Consider the following 24401-nt stretch of genomic DNA (forward strand, 5'->3'; position numbering starts at 1 on the left):
GTGGGTCATGGGCGTCCGTGCGCGCTGCGCGTGTTGCCGCCCTGGGCGAGCTGTTCCAGGACCAGCCGTGCCGTCGTGGTCGGGGTCGACCCCACGCGTACGCCGACGGCCTCCAGGGCTTCCTTCTTCGCCCGCGCCGTACCGGACGAACCGGAGACGATGGCGCCCGCGTGACCCATGGTCCGCCCCTCGGGCGCGGTGAATCCGGCGATGTAGGCGACGACGGGTTTCGTGACGTGGTCGCGGATGTACGCGGCGGCCCGCTCCTCGGCGTCGCCGCCGATCTCCCCGATGAGGACGACGAGGTCGGTGTCGGGGTCGGCCTCGAAGGCGGCGAGGCAGTCGATGTGCGTGGTGCCGATGACGGGGTCGCCGCCGATGCCGACGCAGGTGGAGAAGCCGATGTCGCGCAGTTCGTGCATGAGCTGGTAGGTGAGCGTGCCGGACTTGGAGACGAGTCCGATCCGGCCGGGCTCGGTGATGTCGGCGGGGATGATGCCCGCGTTGGACCGGCCCGGCGTGATCAGGCCCGGGCAGTTGGGGCCGATGATCCGCGTGCCCGTGCGGCGCGCGTGGGCGTGGAAGGCGACGGCGTCGTGCACGGGGATGCCCTCCGTGATGACGACGGCGAGCGGCACGCGCGCGTCGGCGGCCTCGATGACGGCGGCCTTGGCGAAGGCGGGCGGGACGAAGACGACGGTGGTGTCGGCGCCGGTGGCCTCGACGGCGTCGCGGACGGTGCCGAAGACGGGGACGGTGCGGTCGTCGAAGTCGACGCTGCGGCCCGCCTTGCGGGGGTTGACGCCGCCGACCACGTCGGTCCCCGCGTCGATCATGCGGCGGGTGTGCCTCATGCCCTCGGCGCCCGTCATGCCCTGGACGAGGACCTTGCTCTCCTTGGTGAGGTAGATGGCCATGTCCCGGCTCCCTATACGGCGTTGGCGTCGGCGGTGAGGGCGAGGCGCGCGGCCCGCCGGGCGGCGTCGTCCATCGTGGTGGCCTGCCGGACGAGCGGGTGGGCCCGTTCGTCCAGGAGGGCGCGGCCCCGTGCGGCGTTGTTGCCGTCGAGCCGGACGACGATCGGCTTGGTCGGCCGCACCCTGTCGAGCGCGCGCACGATGCCGTCGGCGACGGCGTCGCAGGCGGTGATGCCGCCGAAGACGTTGACGAGGACGGACCGCACGGACGGGTCGGCGAGGACGACGTCCAGCCCGTCGGCCATGACGCGGGCGGAGGCGCCGCCACCGATGTCGAGGAAGTTGGCGGGCCGGGCGCCGCAGGCGGCGACGACGTCGAGCGTCGACATGACGAGCCCCGCGCCGTTCCCGATGACGCCGACCTCGCCGTCCAGCTTCACGTAGGTGAGCCCCTTGGCCGCCGCTTCGGCCTCCTGCGGATCGTCGTACGCCGTCCCCTGCGCGCCCCAACGTGTCTGTCGGAAGCGGGCGTTGTTGTCGAGAGTGACCTTGCCGTCAAGAGCGAGGATCTGTCCTTGCGCGGTGCGGACGAGCGGGTTCACCTCGACGAGGACGGCGTCCTCCCGGGTCAGGACGGACCAGAGGCGGACGAGGACGTCGACGCATTGCGCGGGGAGTCCGGCCGTCTCGGCGATGCGGGCGGCCACCGCCGGGGTGACGCCCTGGACCGGGTCGACAGGAACCCGCGCGACCGCTTCGGGCCGGGCCGCCGCGACCTCCTCGATCTCCATGCCGCCCTCGGCGGAGGCGACGGCGAGGAAGGTGCCGGCCGCGCGGTCGAGGACGTAGGAGACGTAGAACTCGGCTTCTATGTCGACGGGTTGAGCGAGCATGACCGTGCGCACGGTGTGGCCCTTGATGTCCATGCCGAGGATGTCGCGTGCCGCCTCCTCCGCGGCGGCCGGGTCGGTGGCGAGCCTGACGCCGCCCGCCTTGCCGCGGCCGCCCGTGCGTACCTGCGCCTTGACGACGGCCCGGCCGCCGAGCCGGCGCGCGATCCGCCGCGCCTCCCCGGGGGAGTCGGTGACGTCCGCTCGCGGGACCAAGATGCCGTGTTCCGCGAAGAGTTCCCTCGCCTGATGCTCGTACAGGTCCATTCCGGCTCCTGACTCGAAAGTGCCGCACGCCCCCTGGACACCGTTCATCGAATGCGGGATAACAAGGTTCATACAGTATTCGTCGACTGTATGCAATCTACGAAACCCCTCAGCGCTCCCCCTACGAAGGGACGGGACTTCGTCATGCCCCAGTCCGACGCGGACAAGGACCACGGCCAGGAACAGATCTCCGGCGGGCATCTGGTCGCCAAGGCGCTCAAGGCCGAGGGGGTGGAAGTCATCTACACCCTGTGCGGCGGCCACATCATCGACATCTACGACGGCTGCGTCGACGAAGGCATCGAAGTCGTCGACGTACGCCACGAACAGGTCGCCGCGCACGCCGCGGACGGCCACGCGCGCGTGACGGGCAAACCCGGCTGCGCCGTCGTGACGGCCGGACCCGGCACCACCGACGCCGTCACCGGAGTCGCCAACGCGCTGCGCGCCGAGTCACCGATGCTGCTCATCGGCGGCCAAGGGGCCCACACCCAGCACAAGATGGGCTCTCTCCAGGACCTGCCGCACGTGGACATGATGGCGCCGATCACCAAGTTCGCCGCGACGGTGCCGGACACCGCGCGCGCGGCCGACATGGTCTCCATGGCGTTCCGCGAGTGCTACCACGGGGCGCCCGGGCCCTCCTTCCTGGAGATACCGCGCGACGTGCTCGACGCGAAGGTGCCGGTGGACAAGGCGCGCGTGCCGAAGGCCGGCCACTACCGGGCGTCCACCCGGTCCGCCGGGGACCCGGAGTCCGTCGAGAAACTCGCCGACCTGCTCGTGCACGCCGAGAAGCCCGCGATCCTGCTCGGCAGCCAGGTGTGGACGACCCGCGGCACCGCCGCCGCCATCGACCTCGTCCGCACCCTGAACGTGCCCGCCTACATGAACGGCGCGGGCCGCGGCACCCTGCCGCCCGGCGATCCGCACCACTTCCAGCTGTCGCGCCGCTACGCCTTCTCCAACGCCGACCTCATCATCATCGTCGGCACACCCTTCGACTTCCGTATGGGCTACGGAAAGCGCCTCTCCCCCGACGCGACCGTCGTGCAGATCGACCTCGACTACCGCACCGTCGGCAAGAACCGCGACATCGACCTCGGCATCGTCGGCGACGCGGGGCTCATCCTGAAGTCCGTCACCGAGGCCGCCTCCGGGCGGCTCAACGGGGGCGCCGCCAAGCGCAAGGAGTGGCTCGACGAGCTGCGCGCCGCCGAGCAGACCGCGATCGGGAAGCGGCTGCCGAGCCTGCGCTCCGACGCCTCCCCCATCCACCCCTACCGGCTCGTCGGCGAGATCAACGACTTCCTCACCGAGGACTCGCTCTACATCGGCGACGGCGGCGACATCGTCACCTTCTCCGGGCAGGTCGTGCAGCCCAAGGCGCCCGGCCACTGGATGGACCCGGGCCCGCTCGGCACGCTCGGCGTCGGCATCCCCTTCGTCCTGGCCGCCAAGAAGGCACGGCCCGACAAGGAGGTCGTCGCGCTCTTCGGCGACGGCGCGTTCTCCCTGACCGGCTGGGACTTCGAGACACTGGTCCGCTACGACCTGCCGTTCGTCGGGATCGTCGGCAACAACTCCTCGATGAACCAGATCAGGTACGGCCAGAAGGCGAAGTACGGTGCCGCGCGCGAGCGCGTGGGCAACACCCTCGGCGACGTCCCCTACGACCAGTTCGCCCGCATCCTCGGCGGCCATGGCGAGGAGGTCCGCGACCCCGCCGACATCGGCCCGGCGCTGCGCCGCGCGCGCGAGTCCGGCAAACCGTCCCTGATCAACGTGTGGGTCGACCCGGACGCGTACGCCCCCGGAACCATGAACCAGACCATGTACAAGTGAGGTGAGTCCCTCGTGACCAAGGCTCTCGAAGGCATCCGCGTCCTCGACATGACCCACGTCCAGTCGGGGCCCTCCGCCACCCAGCTCCTCGCATGGCTCGGCGCCGACGTCGTCAAACTGGAGGCCCCCACCGGGGACATCACCCGCAAACAGCTGCGGGACATCCCCGACGTCGACTCCCTGTACTTCACCATGCTCAACTGCAACAAGCGGAGCATCACCCTCAACACCAAGACCGAACGCGGCAAGGAGCTGCTCACCGCACTGATCCGCCGCTCCGACGTCATGGTCGAGAACTTCGGTCCCGGCGCCGTGGACCGCATGGGCTTCACCTGGGAGCGCATCCAGGAGATCAACCCGCGGATCGTGTACGCGTCCATCAAGGGCTTCGGCGAGGGCCCGTACACCAACTTCAAGGCGTACGAGGTCGTCGCCCAGGCGATGGGCGGGTCCATGGCGACCACCGGCTTCGAGGACGGGCCGCCGCTCGCCACAGGCGCCCAGATCGGCGACTCCGGGACCGGCGTCCACGCGGTGGCCGGCATCCTCGCCGCCCTGCTGCAGCGCGAGCGCACCGGGCGCGGGCAGCGCGTGAACGTGGCCATGCAGCACGCCGTGCTCAACCTGTGCCGCGTCAAACTCCGCGACCAGCAACGCCTGGCGCACGGCCCGCTCGCCGAGTACCCGAACGAGGACTTCGGCGACGAGGTGCCGCGCTCGGGGAACGCCTCGGGCGGCGGACAGCCCGGCTGGGCCGTGAAGTGCGCGCCTGGTGGCCCGAACGACTACGTCTACGTGATCGTGCAGCCGGTCGGCTGGCAGCCGCTGACCGACCTCATCGGGCGGCCCGAACTGGCGGCCGACCCCGAGTGGGCGACCCCCGAGGCCCGCCTGCCGAAGCTCAGCAAGATGTTCCAGCTGATCGAGGAGTGGTCCGCGACGCTGCCCAAGTGGGAGGTCCTGGAGAGGCTCAACGCGCACAACATCCCGTGCGGCCCGATCCTCTCCACCAAGGAGATCATCGAGGACGCCTCGCTCGTCGCCAACGAGATGGTCGTCGAGGTGGCGCACCCGCAGCGGGGCTCCTTCACGACCGTCGGCTCCCCGCTCAAGCTCTCCGACTCCCCCGTCGACGTGACCGCCTCCCCGCTCCTCGGCGAGCACAACGAAGAGGTCTACGTCCGTGAACTGGAGCTCAATGACGAAGAGTTGCGCCTGCTCAAGTCGAACGGGGTGATCTGATTGCTGGCCGAGGACCGGAAACCGACGGTACGCGCGCTGCTGGACGCCGTACGGGCCGAGGGCCGCACCGCGCTCACCGCGCCGGAGGGCAAGGTGATCGCCGACGCGTACGGGATCGCCGTCCCCGGCGAAGCCCTCGCCACCGACGTCGACGAAGCGGTGGCGGCCGCGGCACGCTTCGGCAAGCCCGTCGTGCTCAAGATCGTCTCTCCCGACATCCTGCACAAGACCGACGCGGGCGGGGTCGTCGTCGGGGTGGAGGGCGCGGCGGACATACGCGCCGCGTTCCACCGGATCATCGACAACGCGCGCGCGTACGCGCCGGACGCGCGGATCGAAGGCGTACAGGTGCAGGAGCTGCTGCCGACGGGCGGCGCGGCGCGGGAGGTCATCGTCGGGGCGGTCACCGATCCGACGTTCGGCAAGGTCGTCGCCTTCGGGCTCGGCGGTGTCCTTGTGGAGGTCCTGAAGGACGTCACCTTCCGGCTCGCCCCGGTCGACGCCGGCGAAGCGGCCGGCATGCTCGACTCCATCCGGGCGGCCGAGGTGCTGCGCAGGGTGCGGGGCGCGCGCGGGGTCGACCGGTGGGCGGTGGCCGAGCAGATCCGGCGGGTGTCGCAGCTGGTCACGGACTTTCCCGAGATCGCGGAGGTCGACCTCAACCCGGTGATCGCCACGCCCGAGGGAGCGGTCGCCGCCGACATCCGCGTCCTCCTCGCCGAAGGAGCGCCGAAGCCCCGGCGCACGTACACGCGCGAGGAGATCCTCACGACGATGCGGCGGCTCATGCAGCCGCGCTCGGTCGCCGTGATCGGCGCCTCCAACGAGGCGGGCAAGATCGGCAACTCCGTGATGCGCAACCTGATCGACGGCGGCTTCTCCGGCGAGATCCATCCGGTGAACCCCAAGGCCGACGACATTCTGGGCCGCAAGGCGTACAAGAGCGTCACGGACGTGCCCGGCGACGTGGACGTGGCGGTCTTCGCGATCCCCGCGAAGTTCGTCGCGGCGGCCCTGGAGGAGGTCGGGCGCAAGGGCGTCCCGAACGCGGTGCTCATCCCCTCCGGCTTCGCCGAGACCGGCGAACAGGCGCTCCAGGACGAGATCGTGGCCATCGGCGAGCGGCACGGGGTGCGACTGCTCGGGCCGAACATCTACGGCTACTACGCGACCTGGCACGACCTGTGCGCCACGTTCTGCACGCCCTACGACGTGAAGGGCGGCGTCGCCCTCACCTCGCAGTCCGGCGGCATCGGCATGGCCATCCTGGGCTTCGCGCGCACCACCGGGACCGGTGTCTCGGCGATCGTGGGGCTCGGCAACAAGTCGGACCTGGACGAGGACGACCTGCTGACCTGGTTCGGCGAGGACCCGCACACCCGGTGCATCGCCATGCACCTGGAGGACCTCAAGGACGGGCGGGCCTTCGTGGAGGCCGCCCGCGCGACCGTGCAGAAGAAGCCCGTCGTCGTCCTGAAGGCGGGGCGGACGGCCGCGGGCGCGCGGGCCGCCGGATCGCACACGGGCGCCCTCGCGGGCGACGACGCCGTCTACGACGACATTCTGCGGCAGGCCGGGGTCATCAGGGCCCCGGGCCTGAACGACATGCTGGAGTACGCGCGGGCGCTGCCCGTGCTGCCCACCCCGCGGGGCGACAACGTCGTGATCATCACCGGCGCGGGCGGCTCCGGTGTGCTGCTCTCCGACGCGGTCACGGACAACGGGTTGCGCCTCATGGAGATCCCGCCCGACCTGGACGCGGCCTTCCGGCGGTTCATCCCGCCCTTCGGGGCCGCTGGCAACCCCGTCGACATCACCGGGGGCGAGCCGCCGTCGACGTACGAGGCGACGATCCGGCTCGGCCTGGAGGACCCGCGCGTTCACGCGCTCGTGCTCGGCTACTGGCACACCATCGTCACCCCTCCCATGGTCTTCGCAGAGGTAACGGCCCGCGTGGTGCGGGAGTTCCAGGAGCGCGGCATCGAGAAGCCGGTCGTCGCGTCGCTGGCCGGGGACGTCGAGGTCGAGGAAGCGTGCCGCTACCTCTTCGAGCGCGGCGTGGTGGCGTACCCGTACACGACCGAGAAGCCGGTGGCGGTCCTCGGCGCCAAGTACCGGTGGGCGCGCGCGGCCGGGCTGTTGGGGGGGCGGTCGATGAGGTGACCTCCGGCGGGTCCGGCCGACGGTGCGCGCCGGCCGGACCCAGGTCCCGTGCGCACACGAAAGCGACTGGACAGGGGGCGCTGGCCAAGTCTTTCGACGCAAGGGGTGCGACCGTCATGACGACCACCGAGCTGCCCGCCGCCGTTCCCTACCGGGAGGTGGCGGACGTCAACGGCCGGGTGTACCGCGTTGGCGAGAGCGACATCGACATCATGGGGCGCAAGCGCAAGTGGATGGTGATCCTGCCCTGGGTGGGCATGATGGGGATCTCCTCCGCCGAGTACGCGTTCGCGTCCGCCGAGGACACGCTGCACACCGCGCACGACTGGAACAGCCTGCACATCTTCTGGATGATGACCGTCTGGGTGTTCTTCCAGGCGGCCGTCGCCTTCCCCGCGGGCAGGCTCCGCGAGAGCGGCCGCCTTCCGGCCCGCTGGGCGATGATGATCGGCGCCGCGGGCACCTTCATGGGGTACCTGTCGCTCGCTCTGGCGCCGCACGTCGTCCTCGCCTACATCGGCTTCAGCGTCCTGAGCGGCATGGGCGCGGGCATGGTGTACGCCACCTGCGTCAACATGGTGGGCAAGTGGTATCCGGAGCGCAGGGGCGGCAAGACCGGCTTCGTGAACGGCGGCTTCGCCTACGGCTCCGTGCCGTTCGTCTTCCTGTTCACCGGCTACATGGACCTGACGAACTTCCGCTGGGTGCTGCTCTCGGTGGGCGTACTGCTCGCCGCGATGGTGGCGACCGCCGGCTACTTCTTCAAGGACCCGCCGAAGAACTGGTGGCCCCCGCACATCGACCCGCTGAACCCGCCGAAGGACTCACGCGCGCGTAGGTCCCTGGAGAAGAACCCCCCGGCCGTCAAGCAGTACACCCCCATGGAGGCGTGGAGGACCGGCCGGGTGGCGCTCATGTGGTTCTGTCTGGCATGCACGTCCGGCGTGAACATCTTCGGAATCGCCTTCCAGGTCGACATCGGTGAGGAGGCGGGCTTCGCCGGCGGGATCGTCGCCACGGCCATGTCGCTCAAGGCGATCGTCAACGGCACCGGGCGCGGCGTCATCGGCTGGCTCTCCGACCGCTACGGCCGCAAACAGTGTCTGCTCGCGGTCTGCGCCATTCTGGGCGCCGCCCAGTTCGGCATCCTGTTCTCCGCCGAGGCCGGGAACCTTCCCCTGTTCCTCGTGTTCTCCGCGGTGTCCGGCTTCGGCGGCGGCGCCATCTTCCCGATGTTCGCCGCGCTGACCGCCGACTATTTCGGCGAGAACAACAATGCCACCAACTACGGGATGGTCTACAGCTCCAAGCTCGTCTCCGGACTCGGCGCGGGCATGGGCGCCCTCGTCGTGAGCGCCTGGGGGCACTCCGGCGCCTTCATCCTGGCGGGCTGCATCTCGTTCTTCGCCGGTTTCATCGCGCTCTTCCTGTCCCCGCCCGGCAGGCGCAAGCCCCGGGACATCCGACCCAATCCGCAACCGCTCGGTGAGGAGATGGCTTGATATGACGGCGGAGCCCATCGCCGCAGGCAATACCGCACCTGCACCCGGCACGAGATACCGAGAGATCACCGACGAGAACGGCCGCGTCTACCGCGTCGGCGAGACGGACCACGACATCCTCGGCCATTCACGGAAACTCATGGTGTATCTGCCATGGGTCGCGATGATGGCCATCAGCGTCTCCGAGTACGCGTACGGTTCGGCGGAGGACACCCTGTCCAGCGCCCATGGATGGACACAGTCGAACACCTTCTGGATCCTGAGCGTCTGGGTGTTCTTCCAGGCGGGCATCGCCTTCCCGGCCGGCTGGCTGCGGGAGAAGGGGATCCTCACGGCGAAGAGGGCGACCATGAGCGGCGCCTTCATGTGCATGCTGGGATTCCTCGCGCTCAGCCATTTCGGCAATGTATGGCTGGCGATCCTCGGATTCGGTGTCGTCGGCGGCCTGGGCTCCGGCCTCGTCTACGCGACCTGTATCAACATGGTCGGCAAATGGTTCCCCGAACGCAAGGGCGGCAGGACCGGATTCGTCAACGGCGGATTCGCCTACGGGTCACTGCCGTTCATCTTCATCTTCAACTATGGCTTCGACACGTCGAACTACCACCGGGTGCTCGACATGATCGGTGCGTACGTCCTGGTCGTCGTACTCGTCTGTGCCTTCTTCTTCCGGGACCCGCCAAAGAACTGGTGGCCCGCGGAGGTCGATACGCCGGCGAGGCCGGGCTCGGGGAAGAACGAGCGGAGTTTGGCGAAGAATCCGCCCGCGGTACGGCAGTTCACGCCCAAGGAGGCCATCAGGACCGGGATGCTGCCGCTGATGTGGCTCAGTCTGGTACTGACGGCCGGAGTCTCCATCTTCGGTATCTCCTTCCAGGTGGACTTCGCCAAGGAAGTCGGATTCGGCCCCCTGGTCGCGGCGTCCTCGATGGGCGTCATGGCCGTCATCAACGGCGTCGGACGCGCGGTCGTCGGCTGGATGTCGGACCTCCTGGGCCGAAAGCCCAGCCTCGTCTTCGTCATCGTCGTCCTCGGCCTCGCGCAGTTCGGCGTGATCTGGGCGGGCGACATCCGCAGCGAATGGCTGTTCCTGTCCTTCGCGTTCCTGTCGGGGTTCGGCGGCGGCGCCTTCTATCCGATGTTCGCGGCGCTGACCCCGGACTACTTCGGCGAGAACTACAACGCGACCAACTACGGGCTCGTCTACAGCGGCAAACTCGTCAGCGGCCTCTTCGGCGGCGGGCTCGGCTCGATGGTGGTCGCCGCATGGGGCTACAACGGGGCGTACGCGCTGGCCGGCGGTGTCTCCATGGTGGCGGCCGCGGTCGCGCTGCTGCTGCGCCAGCCGGGCCGGGAAAGGGGCGCCGCCGCGCAGTAAGTACTGGTGGGAGGCGTAGTACGTACTCGTGGGACGCGCAGTACGTACTGGTGGGGATTGAGAGGGGCCCGGCTCGACGGCCGGGCCCCTCTCATGTCCGCTCGCTCAGGTCCCCCGCGGTCAGCGCTTCTTGTGCAGGGCCGCCAGGTTGTCGTAGCCGATCTTGGCGTACTTCAGGGACTGGCCGAGATCCGTGGAGCTGGGCGCGTTGTCCTGCTCGACCATGGGGTTGCGGTAGTTCTTCTCGCCGACCCGGCTGAAGAAGGTGCGGTAGTCGAGCACGCCCTCACCGAAGACGCCCATGTCGTAGCCTTCGCCGCTCGTCTCGTTGCGCGTGCCGTCCTTGGCGTGGAACAGCGGGTAGCGCTTGTTGTGGCGGACGACGAGCCCGGCCGGGTCGAAGATCTTCTCCCGCTGCGAGCCGTCGTGGGCGGTGTAGGTGTGGAACTTGTACTGGGCGACGTGGGCCCAGAAGACGTCCATTTCCAGCCAGACCGTCTTCGGGTCGGTGACCTTGAGGAAGTACTCCAGCTTGCGGATGCCGGAACTGCGGGTCGGGCGGCCCTGGGCGTCCAGCGGGCCGCCGTCGAGCAGGAAGCCGTACGCCGCGTCGTGGTTGTGGGTGTAGAGCTTGATGCCGGCCTTGCGGGCGATGTCACCGAGCGCGTTCCACTTGTCGGCCGCGACGTCCCAGTCCACCTTGTAGGAGCTGTTGGTCGGGTCGCCGCCGGTGCCCATGTGGGCCATGCCGAGGATGTTGGCGATCTCCAGATGCTTCTTGAACGTGTCGAGGTCGGCTGTGCTGAGCGGCCAGGACGACGGGATGAAGCCGTGGTTGCCCTGTGCGCGCAGGCCGTACTCGTCGAGCCAGGAACGCAGCAGCTTGGCGCCCGCGACGGATTCCAGGTTGGCGCCGCCGGGGGCGTTGGCGTGCTGGCCGTAGCCGGCGAACTCGACCTGCTTGTACCCGTAGCGGGCCAGTTCCTTGAAGACTTCCCGGAAGCCGGAGGGAAGGTCGGTGGAGAGCGGGTCGCGGCCGGTCGCGTCGCGGACGGTGTAGAGGATGATGCCGCGCTTGTTCGCCGGCACGAGATCGCCTCCGTGGCCGTGGTCGTGCCCGTGGTCGTGACCGTGCCCGTGCCCGTGACCGGGGTGCGGCTGGGCGAAGGCGGGTGAGGCGCCGAAGACGGGCGCGGCGATCGCACCCGCGGCGACGGCGGTGCAGGTGCTGAGGAAGCGGCGGCGGTTGACACCGAGACGCTGTCTGAGGGCCTCGTCGGCGGGGGTGTCCTGGAAGTCGGTCACGGGTGCCTCTCTTCGACGTGCGGGTGATGGTCGTCGGGCGGGTGCTGCGGCTCGTGCTGGTGGTGCGGTTCTGGCCGGTGCTTTTCGTGACGGTGGTGCGGTTCTGGCCGGTGCTGGTCGACGTGCGGGTGAAAGTCGGCGGAACCACTGGCGCGTTGTCAGTGGCGCGTGCTTCACTCTCTGTAATCGGTCCTTGTCAGGGCCGGGCGGATATCGGATGGCGCCGAGGGCTGTCTCAGCCCAGACCGGCCAGTTCGAGCAGCAGCGATTTCACTTGGGTGGCCGGGACCCGGCCGGGAAGTGCGTGGGGGGTGGAGCTGATGATGAGCGGACCTTCGTCGTCGCTCGCGGGGAGGCGGCCGTGGCTGCCGCGAATAGGTGAGGCGTCCAGCGGCACGACCGCCATGCGGTAGCGCATGCCGAGTTTCTTGCGGGCGAGCGCGGTCGCGGCCTTGACCTTGACGTAGGGGTCGAGGGGGTCCATGAAGAGTTCGACCGGGTCGTAGCCGGGTTTGCGGTGGATCTCGACGAGCTGCGCGAAGTCGGGGGCGCGGGCGTCGTCGAGCCAGTAGTAGTACGTGAACCAGGCGTCGGGCTCCGCGATCGCGACGAGTTCACCGGCGCGCGGGTGGTCGAGGTGGTGATCCTTCTTGCCCTGGTCGTCGAGGAGTTGCTCGATGCCGGGCAGGCCGGCGAGGGCGGCGCGGGTCGCGTCGAGGTCCTCGGGGCGGCGCACGTAGACGTGGGCGATCTGGTGGTCGGCGACGGCGAAGGCGCGGGACGCCATCGGGTCGAGGTACTCCATGCCGTCCTGCGTGTGCACTTCGAGGAGGCCGGCGCGGCGCAGGGCGCGGTTGATGTCGACGGGCCGGTCCGCGCGGGTGACGCCGTACTCGGACAGGGCGACGACGGTGCGTCCCTCGGCCCTGGCGTCGTCGAGGAGCGGGGCGAGGGCCGTGTCGAGTTCGGCGGCGGCCCGGTGGGAGCGGGGGTCGTCGGGGCCGAAGCGCTGCAGGTCGTAGTCGAGATGGGGGAGGTAGCACAGGGTCAGGTCGGGGTGGCGGGTGGCCATGACGTGGCGGGTGGCGTCGATGATCCACTGGCTGGAGACGATGTCGGCGCCCGGACCCCAGAAGTGGAAGAGGGGGAACGTGCCGAGTTTGTCTGTGAGTTCGTCGTGCAGGGCCGGGGGCCGGGTGTAGCAGTCGGGTTCTTTGCGGCCGTCGGCGTAGTAGACGGGGCGGGGGGTGATGGTGATGTCGGTGTCGGCGCCCATGGCGTACCACCAGCAGATGTTGGCGACGGTGTAGCCGGGGTGGGCGCGGCGGGCGGCGTCCCAGAGCTTGTCGCCGGAGACGAGGCCGTTGTGCTGGCGCCACAGGAGGACGTCGCCGAGTTCGCGGAAGTACCAGCCGTTGCCGACGATGCCGTGCTCGGAGGGCATGGTGCCGGTCAGGAACGTGGACTGGGCGGCACAGGTGACGGCGGGCAGAACGGTGCCGAGGGGCGCGCGGGAGCCGGACTGGCCGAGCGCTTTGAGGTGCGGCATGTGGTCGAGGAGACGGGGGGTGAGGCCGACGACGTCCAGGACGAGGAGCGGGGTGGGGCGGGTGTCCGTCATGGCAGCTCCTTGAGGCCGAGGTCGGTCAACAGATCGCGGGCGAGGGCGAGTTCGGCGGCGATGCCGTCGGCGAGCTGCGTGCGGGCCCGTGGACGCAGCTCGGGCGGGAGCGCCTGCCAGGTGTACGTCTCCACCTCAAGGTGCTGGGTGAGCGGGCGCGCTCCGCCGACGAGGCGGGCCAGTGTGGCCTTGAGGACGGGCAGCGTGGAGGTGAGCGGGGCGGCGGGGGCCGCGTGCAGGGGGACGTGGAAGTGGGCGCGCCAGGGAGCGGCGTCCGGCAGGGCGGTGCCGTCGAGGGCGGGGCCGAGGTCGTCGGTGCCGTGCAGGGTGCCGGCGGTGACGGTGCGGGTCTGGTGCAGGAAGCGGGGTTCGTCGAAGGCGGCGAGCGCCTCGCGGACTTCGGGGAGATGGGGGTGTTCGGCGTGCAGGGCTGCGGAGAGCTGCGATTTGACGACGGGGACATGGGCGGCGGCGAGGCCGTCGAGCGCGGTGTCCGGGTCCTCGAAGGAGGTGGCGAGGTGACAGGTGTCGAGGCACAGGCCGATGCGGTCGGGGCGGGCGACGGCGGTGAGCGGGGCGATGGCGTCGGCGGTGGTCTCGACGGTGCAGCCCGGTTCGGGCTCCAGGCCCACGCGGACCGATTTCCCGGTCAGCTCCTCCAGGGCGTCGAGGCGCTCGGCGAGCGTGACCAGGGCGGCGCGGGCGGTGTCGGCGCGCTGGGCGTCGTAAGCGGTGCGCCAGGCGAGCGGCAGCGTGGAGACGGTGCCGTCGGTGACGTCGGCGGGGAGCAGCGTGGCGAGGAGGCGGGCCAGGTCGCTGGTGTGGGCGAGGCGCTCGGGGTCGGCCCAGTCGGGCTTGTAGACGCGGTACTTGACCTCTTCGGCGCCGAACCCTTCGTAGGGGAAGCCGTTGAGGGTGACGACCTCGAGGCCGCGCCGGTCGAGCTCCGCGCGCAGGCCCCGCAGGGCCGCCGGGTCGGTGATCAGGGTGCGGGCGGCGTTCTTCGCGAGCCAGAGGCCGATGCCGAGGCGGTCGCGGCCGAGGCGTCTGCGGACGGGTTCGCAGTGGTCGCGGAGTTGCGCGAGGACGCCGTCGAGGGTCTCGGCCGGGTGGACGTTGGTGCAGTACGCGAGGTGGACGGTGGAGCCGTCGGGGTGGCGGAAGCGCATACGTCACGCCCCTCCGCGCAGGATGGAGTTGCCCTCGTGGGTCGCCTCCGGCGGGGTGACCGCGTCGAGCTGGAGGCGGCCGCTCAGCCCGTAGAAGGCGACCGGGTTGCGCCACAGGACCTGGTCGACGTCGTCCTCGGTGAACCCGGCGACGAGCATCGCGTCGGCGACCTTGCGGGTCTTGAGCGGATCGCTCTTGCCCCAGTCGGCGGCCGAGTTGACGAGCACCTTCTCGCTTCCGTAGAGGCGCAGGATCTCGACCATGCGGTCCTCGTCCATCTTGGTGTCGGGATAGACGGAGAAGCCGAGCCAGCAGCCGGCGTCCTTGGCCTCCTTGACGGTGGTCTCGTTGAGGTGGTCGACGAGGACGTGCTCGACGGGGAGCGCGGACTCGCGGACGACGTCCAGGGTGCGGCGCAGGCCGGCGAGTTTGTCCCGGTGCGGGGTGTGGACGAGCGCGGGCAGTTCGTGGTCGGCGGCGAGCTGCAGCTGGGCGGTGAGCGCGTCGTCCTCGGCGGGGGTCATCGAGTCGTAGCCGATCTCGCCGACGGCGACCACGTTGTCCTTGACCAGGTAGCGCGGCAGGGCGTCGAGGACGGGGGTGCAGCGCGGGTCGTTCGCCTCTTTGGGGTTGAGGGCGATCGTGCAGTGGTGGGCGATGCCGTACTGGGCGGCGCGGAAGGGCTCCCAGCCGAGCAGGGCGTCGAAGTAGTCGAAGAAGGAGGCGGGCGAGGTGCGGGGCTGTCCCAGCCAGAAGGACGGCTCGACGAGGGCGCGGACCCCGGCCGCGTACATGGCCTGGTAGTCGTCGGTGGTGCGCGAGGTCATGTGGATGTGGGGGTCGAAGATGCGCATCAGGACTCCTTCTTCGCGGGGGCCGTCAGGCTCAGCACGCGGTGCAGGTCCTCGGGTACGGGGCGGCCGGCGGCGGTGCGCTCCTGGGCGAAGTCGCCGAGCATCCGGGCGAGTTCGGCGTCACCCGCCGCGCGGCGCGACAGGTCGGCGACGGCGTCGACGGGCACGCCGGTGAACAGGCACTTCAGGACGGCGTGGCGCCAGTCGTGGGCGGGCAGGTGCTCGGCGGCGTACGGGCCGACGGCGGCGGCGACGAGCCGGGTGTCGTTGGTGCGCAGGGCGTCCTCGGTGAGCGGCAGCCCTTCCGGCCCCGGTACGAGGTGGGGCAGGGCCGTCAGGACGGCGCGGCGTTCGGCGGCACTGCCCTGCGCGTACACACGGGTGAGGGTGTCGACGTCGGCGCGGGCCGCGTGCAGGAGCAGCACGCGGGCGGTGTCGGCGTGGTCCGCGCCGGTGCGGCGGCCCGCCTCCGCGAACCGCAGCTCCCACACGGGCGGGGCCTTCTCGTCGCGGGGGCCGGAGTGGGCGGCCGCCTCGGCGAGTGCCTGGTCGAGCCAGGCGCGGGCGGCCCCCGTCAGGGCGTTGTCGAGGCCGGCGCGGAGCGCGGCGACGGTGGCGGAGTCGGTCGTCATGCCCGGCCTCCTCGTGCGGCTGCTCCTGCGGCTGCTGCTTCTGCCGCTGTGGAGCGCGCTGCCGTTCTCAGGAACCGGATCGCCTCGGCGGCGAGCTGGGGGCCCGCGTGGGAGTGCCGGGGCAGTTCGACCACGGTCAGGCCCTGGTAGCCGGTGGCGGCGAGGGCGTCCAGGACCGGCGGGAAGTCGATCTCGCCCTCTCCGAACGGGAGGTGCTCGTGGACGCCGCGCCGCATGTCCTCGATCTGCACGTGCCGCAGCCAGGGCGCCGCCGCGCGGACGCAGTCGGCCGGCGAGTCGTTCTCCAGGCACTGGCAGTGGCCGATGTCGAGGGTGAGGCCGAGCGCGTCGGGGCTGCCCAGGGCGTGGCGCAGCCGGTGGAAGTCGGCGAGCGTCGCCAGGAGGTGGCCGGGCTCGGGCTCGATGGCGAGCGGGACACCTGCGGTGGTGGCGGCGTCCAGGACCGGGCCGAGTTCGTCCGCGAGCAGCTTCCAGGCGGTGTCCGGGTCCGTGCCGTCGGGGGTGATGCCGCTGAAGCAGTGCACCGCGTGGGCGCCCAGGTCGGCGGCGACGTGGACGGCGCGGATCAGCAGCCGGGCGCGGGCCTGACGGGCGTCTGGATCGGGGTCGAGGAGGGAGGGGCCGTGTTTGCGGCGCGGATCGAGGACGTAGCGGGCGCCTGTCTCGACGGTGGCCGTCAGCTGGTACCGCTCCAGGAGCCGGGCGACCTGGCGGGTGCGTTCCCCGAGGTCGGGGGTGAGCGGGTCCAGGTGCATGTGGTCGAGGGTGAGGCCCACCCCGTCGTAGCCGAGGTCGCAGAGGAGGGCGAGGGCGTCGTCGAGGCGGAGGTCGGTGAGGCCGTTGGTGCCGTAGCCCCAGCGGAGGTCGCCGCGCTCGGCGGTGTCGGGGGCAAGGCTCGGAGCGCCGCTTCGGGTGAGCCGAGGCGTTCGGGGGTTCATGTGACGCTCACCTTCTTCGCGAAGCGGCGGGCCAAGGGGGCGAGGGCGGCGGTGGCCAGAGCCGTTCGGGGGGCACCCGCGCGAGCCGCCAGAGCGGCCTGGAGCGGGATCATGGCGCGGATCCCGGCGCCGACGGCGCGCTGGGTCAAGGGCGGGGACGGATTGAGGAGGGCGTGCAGGAGGGGGCGTGCCGCGGTGGCGGCGTACGCGGCGGGACCCGGCAGGCCGAGGGGGGCTGCGGCTCCTCGGCCCGCCGGGAGCTTGAGAAGGTGCCTGGTCAGGAGGGCGGTGGTGGCCAGGGCCGCGGCGGGGGCGGCGGGGGCGCCACCGGTCGTCTCGTTGCGGGAGACGGTGGTGACGGCGGCCGTGTGGGCCCCCAGGGTGAGAGCGGCGGGAAGCGCCGCGCTCAGCGCGCCCGAAGCGGGGCCCCGCCCGCGGGTGGCCCCCAGGACGGGCCGTCTCGCGCCGGTGGCACCCGGCGACGGGAGGGCACGCACAAGCCCGAGCGCCGCCGTGGGGAGCGCCGCGCTCAGCGCGCTCAAAGTGGGGCCCCGTGACGGCGTGGCCCCACCGGCGGCCGAGCCCGCGCCCGGGCCCACCTCACCGGGGCCGGAGCCGGAGCCGGGCCCGGGGCCGGAGGCCGTCGCTCCCAGGAGTACGTCCAGGGCTCGGGCCGCGCCCATCGCCGCCGGGCCGGCCGGGGTTCGTTTCAGGCCCAGGTCGTACGCCCAGACCGTCGCCGCGAGCGCCGCGCTCAGGGTTCCCGGGGTGCGGCCCGCGCGGAAGGCCAGGGCGATGCCCGCCGCCGTGAACGCGGCCGCTGCCGTCAGGGCCGCCGTGGGGTGGACGCGGCCCGACGGGATCGGGCGGTGGGGGCGGTCGAGGGCGTCCTCGGCGCGGTCGGCCCAGTCGTTGAGGGCCATCCCCGCCTCGTACAGGCACAGAGAGGAGCCGATGGCGAGGAAGGTGCCGCGGCCGGGGCGGGCACCGGTCGCCGCCGCGCCCGCGAGGGCGTCGCCGGGGACGGTGAAGAGGGCGGGAAGGCGCAGGAGTTCGGCCCAGGCACGTCGTCGGCCGCCGCTCACTCGGGGTCCCGCAGCCGCTGGGCGAAGTCCACCAGCGCGGCGAACTGTTCGCCGAGTGCCGAGGAGGCGTCGCCGTCCGGGTCCTTGAAGTAGAAGCCGAGTTCCGGGCGCGGGCCGGTGAGGCCGAGGTCGGCGGCGCGGAGGAGCAGCCGGGCGAGGTCGAGGACGAGGGGCGCGGCGAGCGCGGAGTCACAGCCCTGCCAGGTGGTCTGGAGGACCATGCGGGCGCCGAGGAAGCCGTCGAAGGCGATGTGGTCCCAGGCGGTCTTCCAGTCGCCGAGCGCGGGCACGTCGTCGATGTGGACCTGGCCCTCGGGGGCGCCGCCGAGGGTGTCGGCGAGGACGCGTTCCTTGCCGGCGTTCTTGGCGGCGGCCGCGGCGGGGTCGGCGAGGGCGGCGCCGTCGCCGCCGCCGAGCAGGTTGGTGCCGGACCAGGCGCGGACGGCGAGGGCGCGCTGCAGGAACATCGGGCCGAGCACGGAGCGCAGGAGGGTCTGGCCGGTCTTGCCGTCGCGGCCCGCGTAGGGGACGGAGGCGGCGGACGCCTCGGATGCCAGGGAGGGGTGGTTCAGGCCCGTGGAGGGAGTGAAGTTGACGTAGGGGCAGCCCGCGCGGAGTGCGGCGGCGGCGTAGAGGGAGCTGGCCGGGAGGGCGTCGCCGTCGGCCGGGGCGGGTTCCGTCGAGGCGACGTTGACGACGACGGCGCCCGCGAGGCCCTGGGTGCGGATGAAATCCCGTATGTCGGTGGCGAAGGTGGTGATCAGCTCGTCCTGGGTGCGGTCGTCGTCGCGGCCGGGCAGCGGACCGCCGGGCTTGATCTCCCGGTCGGCCGCGACCAGTTCGGCGGCGATCGCGGAGGGCAGGCCGTGCGGCAGGACGCCGCCCGCGGCGAGGTGTTCGGCGCGTTTGGGCAGCGGGCAGTCGTCGGTGTCGTGGCCACCGAAGACGAGGGAGGACAACGTTGGCAGGCCGGCGTCCGCGAAGGGGGCGGTCTCGGTGACCATGCCGGTCGGCGGGTGCAGGCCCGCGGCGACGGCGGCGCATCCCGCGACGGCGGTCGTGGCGACGGAGCCGCGGGCTCCGACGAGCCATACGCCGTAGCGCGGAGCGGGTGCCGTGGAGGGCGCGGAGGAAGAGGAGGAGGGGGAGGGGGTCGGGGAGGTGAGAGGAGCGGCGGGGGACGGTTCGGCGGACATGGGCAGCCTCCTTGTCGAACACGAACCGGGGTCGTACATGAACTGGGGGCGTACACAAATTGGGGGCGTTCTCGACCCGAGATCGTTCTCGAACTGGGGTCGTACTTGAACCGAGGGGGGCGTACATGAACTGGGGACGTTCATCGAGCGGGGTCGTACGTGGTGCGAGTGCGAGCGATGGCGGTGCCCGCCGGGTGCGCATGCGCGCCCGGGACGGGCATGCCTGGTGCCGGAGCCGGCCAGGGCGCTCGCACCCCGGCCGGGTCACTTGGTGGGGACGGCGGGCGGAGGTCCGGCGTCCTCCGCCCACCGCCGTTCTGGTCGCCCGGACCGGGCTGTCCGTACTGGCCCGAGCCGGACGGTTCAGGCGGTCCTCACTCGCCCGAGCCGGGCAGTTCCTTCAGCTGGATGTCGCGGAAGGAGACATGGTCGGCGTCGCCGTGGTTCTGGATGCCGATGTAGCCGTCCGTCAGGGAGCGCTCGGGGTTCTTGTTGGTGAAGTCGTTGATCTTGACTCCGTTGAGGAACACCTGGAGGCGTTCGCCCTGGACCTTGATCTCGTAGGAGTTCCACTGGCCCGGCGGGCGCAGCACCTGGTCGCGGGCCTTGATGTTGGCGGCCTTGAAGGTGTAGATCGAGCCGGTGGTGCGGTCGACGGCGTCGGTGGCGTCGATCTGGACCTCGTAGCCCTTGCCCACCGCGGACCAGGGGTCGTCGGAGGCGGGGAAGCCCACGAAGACACCGGAGTTGTCGTCACCCTGCATCTTCCAGTCGAGCTTGAGGGAGTACGACTTCAGCTCCTTGGCCTGGTACCAGAGGAGGCCCATGCCGCCCTCGGAGTTGAGGGTGCCGTCCTTGATGGAGAACTTGCCGGGGCCTGCCTGCTTCCAGCCGTCGAGGGACTGGCCGTTGAAGATCGACCGGTAGCCCTTGTTCGGCTTGCAGTCCGCCTTGGCCTGGCCGGCGGCGTACTTCAGGCCGCCGAGCAGGTGGGTGCGGAAGGCGTCGTCCGCGTAGGACTCCTTGGTGTGGCCGAGTCCGGTGTAGAAGGAGCGGCCGCCGCCGTAGCTCTGGCACCAGGCGATCGGGTGGTCGCCCTTCATGTTCCCGCCCTGGTACGTCGTCTCGTCGAGGGTGGCGAGGACGTGCACCTTGTCGCGCGGGTTGGTGCGGTAGTTGTACAGCTCGTCGGTGCGCTCCCAGGCCTTGCCGAGGTGGGCGGTGGCCGGGTTGGCGGTGTCCTCGACGCGCACGGTGGCCTTCTGGATGGCCGGGTGCGAGTCGAAGTAGGCGCCGACGAGGCCGCCGTAGTACGACCAGTCGTACTCGGTGTCGGCCGCGGCGTGGACGCCCATGTAGCCGCCGCCGTTCGCGATGAAGCCCTCGAACGCCTTCTGCTGGGCGTCGTTCAGGACGTCACCCGTGGTCGACATGAAGACGACCGCGTCGTAGCGGGCGAGGTTGTTGGTGGTGAACTGGGCGGCGGACTCGGTGGCGTCGACCGTGATGTTGCTGGTGGCACCCAGTTCCTTCAGTGCCGCGATGCCCTCGGGGATCGCGTCGTGGCGGAAGCCGCCCGTCTTGGAGAAGACGAGGACCCGCTTGGCGCCCTTCACAGGGGGGTCGTTGCTGATCTCGAAGTCGTCGACGTCGTAGAGCGCGCCGTCACCGCCCTTGAACACGAGGTACAGGTCGGTGGTCTTCTTCGGGACGTTGCGCAGGGGCACGTCGACGTTCTGGAACGTCTCCCAGCCGCCGGTGACGGGGACCGTCGTGGAGCCGAGCAGGGTGCCCGTCGCAGAGCCGGCGCGGACCTCCAGGAAGCCGCCCGCGCCGCCGGAGGAGATCCGGGCGGTGAGCTTCTTGGCCCCGGTGAGGTTGTAGGGGGTGAAGGAGATCCAGTCGCCGTCGTCGATGTCGCCGACGGTGCGGCCGCCGTTGGCCTGGGTCTTGTCCTGCAGCGTGATGCCCTGCTGCGCGGTGTAGTGCTCGGCCTGGCGGTGGCGCGGCTGGAGCTGGACCTGGTCGTGCGTGGTCAGCGCGGCCTGGCCGCCCCCGCCGCCGTCGGTGTACTCGGCGTCGAGCACGCCGTAGATGTTGGCGTTGGGGTCGTGCTCGGCGTCGGCGGGCGCGGTGATGGTGCCTTCGCAGCCGTTGGCCGAGGTGATGGCGTGGGCGTGGTTGTCGTGGCCGAGGAGGTAGCGCACGGTGACCTTGGAGCAGTCGATCGTGCCGTCCTCCGGGTCACTGACCGCGACCTTGAAGGGGATGGTGTCGCCGAACTTGAACAGCGCACCGTTCGGCGGGTTCTGGAACTTCACCGAGGGGGCGGTGTTGCCGACGACGATGCGGACGCTGGCGGTCCCGGTGCGGCCGGTGCCGTCGTCACCGGTGACCGTCACCACGTACGTGCCGTCCTTGCGGTACGTGTGGCTGGGGTTCGCTCCCGTGCCCGTCGTGCCGTCGCCGAAGTCCCAGGTGTACGTGATCGGGTCGTCGTCGGCTTCGGTGCCGGTCGCCGTGAAGGTGGTGCGCAGGGGCGACTGGCCGGACGTCTTGGACGCCTTCGCCTCGACGATCGGGGAGTGGCCGCCGACGGCGCTCTCGATGCGGTACAGCGCCGAGTGCTCGTCGCCGCCGAACCAGGAGAGGCCGTAGTCGAGGACGTAGAGGGCGCCGTCGGGGCCGAAGGCGCTGTCCATGACCTGGGTGCCGGACCACGGGAAGTCGTTGATCTTCGAGACGTTCCCGGAGCCGTCCTGCTCGATCCGCTTGATCCACTGGCGGCCGAACTCGGTGGCGAAGAAGTCGCCGTCGTACTCCTCGGGGAACTTCACCGGAGAGTCGAGGTCGGCGTCGTAGCGGTAGACCGGGCCCGCCATCGGCGACTCGGAGCCGGAGCCGAACTCGGGCACGGAGGCGTTGTCGTACGGGATCCAGGCGGGCTGGGCCGGCGGCAGGTCCGTGAGACCGGTGTTGTTCGGCGACGTGTTCTTGGGCGCGTCGCAGTCGAACGTGGCGCCGGAGACCTTCGTGCCGAAGTCGTAGTCGACGTAGGCGTCGTTGGCGCCGGTGCAGTACGGCCAGCCGAAGTTGGCGGCCTTGGTGACCTTGGCGAACTCGACCTGTCCGGCCGGACCGCGCTTGGGGTCGGCGGCGCCGGCGTCCGGACCGTAGTCACCCACGTAGACGGTGCCGGTCGGCTTGTCGACGCTGATGCGGAACGGGTTGCGGAAGCCCATCGCGTAGATCTCGGGGCGGGTCTTCTCGGTGCCCGGCGCGAAGAGGTTGCCCTCGGGGATGTCGTACGAGCCGTCGTCCTTGACTTTGATGCGCAGGACCTTGCCGCGCAGATCGTTGGTGTTGCCCGAGCTGCGCTGCGCGTCGAAGGCCGGGTTGCGGTCGGCGCGCTCGTCCAGCGGGCTGTAGCCGTCGGAGGCGAAGGGGTTGGTGTCGTCGCCGGTCGACAGGTACAGGTTGCCGTCGGCGTCGAAGTCGATGTCGCCGCCGACATGGCAGCAGGTGCCGCGCGAGGTCTTGACCTCGAGGATGTTCTTCTCGCTCGCCTTGTCGAGGGTGCCGTCCTCCTTGAGGACGAAGCGGGCGAGCCGGTTCACGCCGTCGAACGGGGCGAAGTCGGCGGCGGTGCCGTTCTCCGGGGCGTCACCGGCCGGGGTGTTCAGCGGCGGCGCGTAGTAGAGGTAGATGAACCGGTTGTCCTTGAAGCCCGGGTCGACGCCGACGCCCTGGAGGCCCTCCTCGTCGTGGTCGTACACGTCGAGCGTGCCGGCGACGGAGGTGGAGCCGCCCTCGTCGGTCAGGCGCAGCGTGCCGTCGCGGGAGGTGTGCAGGACGCTGCGGTCCGGCAGCACGGCGAGGGACATCGGTTCGCCGGTCTCGTCCGCGCCCTTGGCGAGGGTGACCTGCTGGAAGTCGGAGTCGGCGGCGGGCGATTCCGGGTGGTCCGGGTGCGCGACGGCGGTGCCGGGCACGAGCGCGAGCGAGGAGCCGACCAGGACGGAGCCGGTGAGCAGGGCGATCGTGGTGCGGAGTCTGGAGCGCCGGGTGGTGGTGCCGTTGCGGTTTCTGCTTCTGCTGCTGTGCACGAAAGTCCCTCCGGGAACGGGGTGTGCCGTACGGAATGGGTGCGGAGACGTGCGGTGGGGGCGCCGGGGTGCGCCGTCACCCCGGAGGTGTGTGACACGGACGTTAACTCTGTTTGTCCGAGCCGAACACCCCTAGCGTCACAACTGGTTGAGCTTTTTCCCAGTGCAGGACAAAGGCGTTCGGCCCGTCGGACAAACGAGCCGCGAAGGGGCTCCGGATCAGCTGTTGAACGCCGCGTCGAACGACGCGCTCGGCGGCTCGAAGTCCAGCTTCCGCAGATGGCTCAGCGCCTCGGGAGCGCCCTGGAGGCGGTCCATGCCCGCGTCCTCCCACTCCACCGAGATCGGCCCCTGGTAGTCGATCGAGCGGAGCATCCGGAAGACGTCCTCCCAGGGCACGTCCCCGTGACCGGCGGAGACGAAGTCCCAGCCGCGGCGCGGGTCGCCCCACGGCAGATGGGAGCCGAGGCGCCCGTTGCGGCCGTCGAGGCGGCGCCGGGCCTCCTTGCAGTCGACGTGGTAGATCCGGTCCCGGAAGTCCCACAGGAAGCCGACCGGGTCGAGGTCCTGCCACACGAAGTGCGACGGGTCGAAGTTGAGGCCGAACGCCGGGCGGTGGTCCACGGCCTCAAGGGCCTTGTGCGTCGTCCAGTAGTCGTATGCGATCTCGCTCGGGTGCACCTCGTGGGCGAAGCGCACGCCCTCCGCGTCGAACACGTCGAGGATCGGGTTCCAGCGCGTCGCGAAGTCCTGGTAGCCGCGCTCGATCATCGACTCGGGGGCCGGCGGGAACATGGCGACCAGGTGCCAGATCGAGGAACCCGTGAAGCCGATGACGGTGTCGACGCCGAAGGCCGCCGCCGCGCGGGCCGTGTCCTTGATCTCGGCGGCGGCGCGCTGCCGCACCCCCTCCCCGTCGCCGTCGCCCCAGATACGGGCGGGCAGGATCGCCTCGTGCCGCTCGTCGATGATGGCGTCGCAGACGGCCTGGCCGACCAGGTGGTTGGAGATGGCGAAGCACTTGAGGCCGTACTTGTCGAGCAGCGCGTGGCGCGAGTCGAGGTAGCCCGGGTCCGCGAGGGCCTTGTCGACCTCGAAGTGGTCGCCCCAGCAGGCGAGTTCGAGGCCGTCGTAGCCGAAGTCGCGGGCATGGCGGCAGACCTCTTCGAGCGGGAGATCCGCCCATTGGCCGGTGAACAGGGTGAACTGGCGTGGCACGGTCGTCAAGCCTCCTAAGCCTGGACGAGGTCAAGCTGGACGAGGTCAAAC

Annotated in this window: 17 protein-coding genes; 5 read left to right on the forward strand and 12 right to left on the reverse strand. The window is 70.8% G+C overall.

Annotated features, from left to right (window positions below):
* Window positions 1-5: 5 nt before the first annotated feature.
* Together sucD and sucC are read right to left on the reverse strand one after the other, a co-directional pair.
* Entirely contained in the window at window positions 6-917 is a 912-nt protein-coding gene (gene sucD, locus C1N81_RS13415) for a succinate--CoA ligase subunit alpha (protein ID WP_394429029.1), read from the reverse strand.
* 11 nt (window positions 918-928) lie between these two features.
* Window positions 929-2074 (reverse strand): ADP-forming succinate--CoA ligase subunit beta, encoded by a 1146-nt coding sequence (gene sucC, locus C1N81_RS13420; protein WP_394429030.1) that lies wholly within the window; start codon window positions 2072-2074, stop codon window positions 929-931.
* Window positions 2075-2218: 144 nt separating this feature from the next.
* On the opposite strand from sucC, the gene C1N81_RS13425 reads away from it, so the two are divergent.
* The 5 genes from C1N81_RS13425 to C1N81_RS13445 all read left to right on the forward strand — a co-directional run bounded on the left by C1N81_RS13425 (window position 2219) and on the right by C1N81_RS13445 (window position 10204).
* Entirely contained in the window at window positions 2219-3919 is a 1701-nt protein-coding gene (locus C1N81_RS13425) for a thiamine pyrophosphate-binding protein (protein ID WP_394429031.1), read from the forward strand.
* 12 nt (window positions 3920-3931) lie between these two features.
* The gene (frc, locus tag C1N81_RS13430) at window positions 3932-5161 is read left to right on the forward strand and encodes a formyl-CoA transferase (RefSeq protein WP_394429032.1); all 1230 of its coding nucleotides are present in this window, start codon (window positions 3932-3934) and stop codon (window positions 5159-5161) included.
* 3 nt (window positions 5162-5164) lie between these two features.
* Window positions 5165-7324: an acetate--CoA ligase family protein gene (locus C1N81_RS13435; protein ID WP_394437926.1), complete on the forward strand. Its 2160-nt coding sequence runs from the start codon at window positions 5165-5167 to the stop codon at window positions 7322-7324.
* Between the two features lie 116 nt (window positions 7325-7440).
* Window positions 7441-8826 (forward strand): OFA family MFS transporter, encoded by a 1386-nt coding sequence (locus C1N81_RS13440; protein WP_394429033.1) that lies wholly within the window; start codon window positions 7441-7443, stop codon window positions 8824-8826.
* 1 nt (window position 8827) lies between these two features.
* Window positions 8828-10204, forward strand: a complete 1377-nt coding sequence (locus C1N81_RS13445) for an OFA family MFS transporter (protein WP_394429034.1) — start codon at window positions 8828-8830, stop codon at window positions 10202-10204.
* A 120-nt stretch (window positions 10205-10324) separates the two neighbouring features.
* Here the strand turns inward: C1N81_RS13445 and C1N81_RS13450 are convergent, their stop codons facing one another.
* From C1N81_RS13450 to C1N81_RS13495, 10 genes are all read right to left on the reverse strand, one after another.
* A complete protein-coding gene (locus C1N81_RS13450; protein ID WP_394429035.1) occupies window positions 10325-11509 on the reverse strand; it encodes a sugar phosphate isomerase/epimerase family protein in 1185 nt (394 codons plus the stop codon).
* Window positions 11510-11744: 235 nt separating this feature from the next.
* Complete coding sequence (locus C1N81_RS13455; protein ID WP_394429036.1) at window positions 11745-13130, reverse strand: nucleotide pyrophosphatase/phosphodiesterase family protein; 1386 nt, start codon at window positions 13128-13130, stop codon at window positions 11745-11747.
* Window positions 13127-14299: a metabolite traffic protein EboE gene (gene eboE / locus C1N81_RS13460; protein ID WP_394429037.1), complete on the reverse strand. Its 1173-nt coding sequence runs from the start codon at window positions 14297-14299 to the stop codon at window positions 13127-13129. The genes C1N81_RS13455 and eboE overlap by 4 nt, the downstream gene beginning before the upstream one ends.
* A gap of 3 nt (window positions 14300-14302) precedes the next feature.
* Window positions 14303-15154, reverse strand: a complete 852-nt coding sequence (locus tag C1N81_RS13465; RefSeq protein ID WP_394429038.1) for a TatD family hydrolase — start codon at window positions 15152-15154, stop codon at window positions 14303-14305.
* A complete protein-coding gene (locus C1N81_RS13470) occupies window positions 15154-15786 on the reverse strand; it encodes an EboA domain-containing protein (protein WP_394429039.1) in 633 nt (210 codons plus the stop codon). Before C1N81_RS13470 ends, C1N81_RS13465 begins: the two co-directional genes overlap by 1 nt.
* On the reverse strand, window positions 15783-16745 hold the full coding sequence (locus C1N81_RS13475; protein ID WP_394429040.1) for a sugar phosphate isomerase/epimerase family protein: 963 nt from the start codon (window positions 16743-16745) through the stop codon (window positions 15783-15785). Before C1N81_RS13475 ends, C1N81_RS13470 begins: the two co-directional genes overlap by 4 nt.
* A complete protein-coding gene (locus tag C1N81_RS13480; protein WP_394429041.1) occupies window positions 16742-17830 on the reverse strand; it encodes an SCO3242 family prenyltransferase in 1089 nt (362 codons plus the stop codon). The genes C1N81_RS13475 and C1N81_RS13480 overlap by 4 nt, the downstream gene beginning before the upstream one ends.
* Window positions 17827-19026 (reverse strand): inositol-3-phosphate synthase, encoded by a 1200-nt coding sequence (locus C1N81_RS13485; protein ID WP_394429042.1) that lies wholly within the window; start codon window positions 19024-19026, stop codon window positions 17827-17829. The genes C1N81_RS13480 and C1N81_RS13485 overlap by 4 nt, the downstream gene beginning before the upstream one ends.
* A gap of 374 nt (window positions 19027-19400) precedes the next feature.
* Window positions 19401-23132 (reverse strand): ThuA domain-containing protein, encoded by a 3732-nt coding sequence (locus C1N81_RS13490; RefSeq protein WP_394429043.1) that lies wholly within the window; start codon window positions 23130-23132, stop codon window positions 19401-19403.
* A 219-nt stretch (window positions 23133-23351) separates the two neighbouring features.
* The gene (locus C1N81_RS13495) at window positions 23352-24350 is read right to left on the reverse strand and encodes a sugar phosphate isomerase/epimerase family protein (protein ID WP_394437927.1); all 999 of its coding nucleotides are present in this window, start codon (window positions 24348-24350) and stop codon (window positions 23352-23354) included.
* Window positions 24351-24401 lie beyond the last annotated feature (51 nt).

The organism is Streptomyces sp. SGAir0957 (assembly GCF_043523415.1).

What these genes read in the sequence shown, in the direction of transcription:
- sucD (WP_394429029.1), bottom strand. Translation starts at nt 917, where the DNA reads ATGGCCATCTACCTCACCAAGGAGAGCAAGGTCCTCGTCCAGGGCATG.
- sucC (WP_394429030.1), bottom strand. Translation starts at nt 2,074, where the DNA reads ATGGACCTGTACGAGCATCAGGCGAGGGAACTCTTCGCGGAACACGGC.
- C1N81_RS13425 (WP_394429031.1), top strand. Translation starts at nt 2,219, where the DNA reads ATGCCCCAGTCCGACGCGGACAAGGACCACGGCCAGGAACAGATCTCC.
- C1N81_RS13440 (WP_394429033.1), top strand. Translation starts at nt 7,441, where the DNA reads ATGACGACCACCGAGCTGCCCGCCGCCGTTCCCTACCGGGAGGTGGCG.
- C1N81_RS13445 (WP_394429034.1), top strand. Translation starts at nt 8,828, where the DNA reads ATGACGGCGGAGCCCATCGCCGCAGGCAATACCGCACCTGCACCCGGC.
- C1N81_RS13455 (WP_394429036.1), bottom strand. Translation starts at nt 13,130, where the DNA reads ATGACGGACACCCGCCCCACCCCGCTCCTCGTCCTGGACGTCGTCGGC.
- eboE (WP_394429037.1), bottom strand. Translation starts at nt 14,299, where the DNA reads ATGCGCTTCCGCCACCCCGACGGCTCCACCGTCCACCTCGCGTACTGC.
- C1N81_RS13465 (WP_394429038.1), bottom strand. Translation starts at nt 15,154, where the DNA reads ATGCGCATCTTCGACCCCCACATCCACATGACCTCGCGCACCACCGAC.
- C1N81_RS13470 (WP_394429039.1), bottom strand. Translation starts at nt 15,786, where the DNA reads ATGACGACCGACTCCGCCACCGTCGCCGCGCTCCGCGCCGGCCTCGAC.
- C1N81_RS13475 (WP_394429040.1), bottom strand. Translation starts at nt 16,745, where the DNA reads ATGAACCCCCGAACGCCTCGGCTCACCCGAAGCGGCGCTCCGAGCCTT.
- C1N81_RS13485 (WP_394429042.1), bottom strand. Translation starts at nt 19,026, where the DNA reads ATGTCCGCCGAACCGTCCCCCGCCGCTCCTCTCACCTCCCCGACCCCC.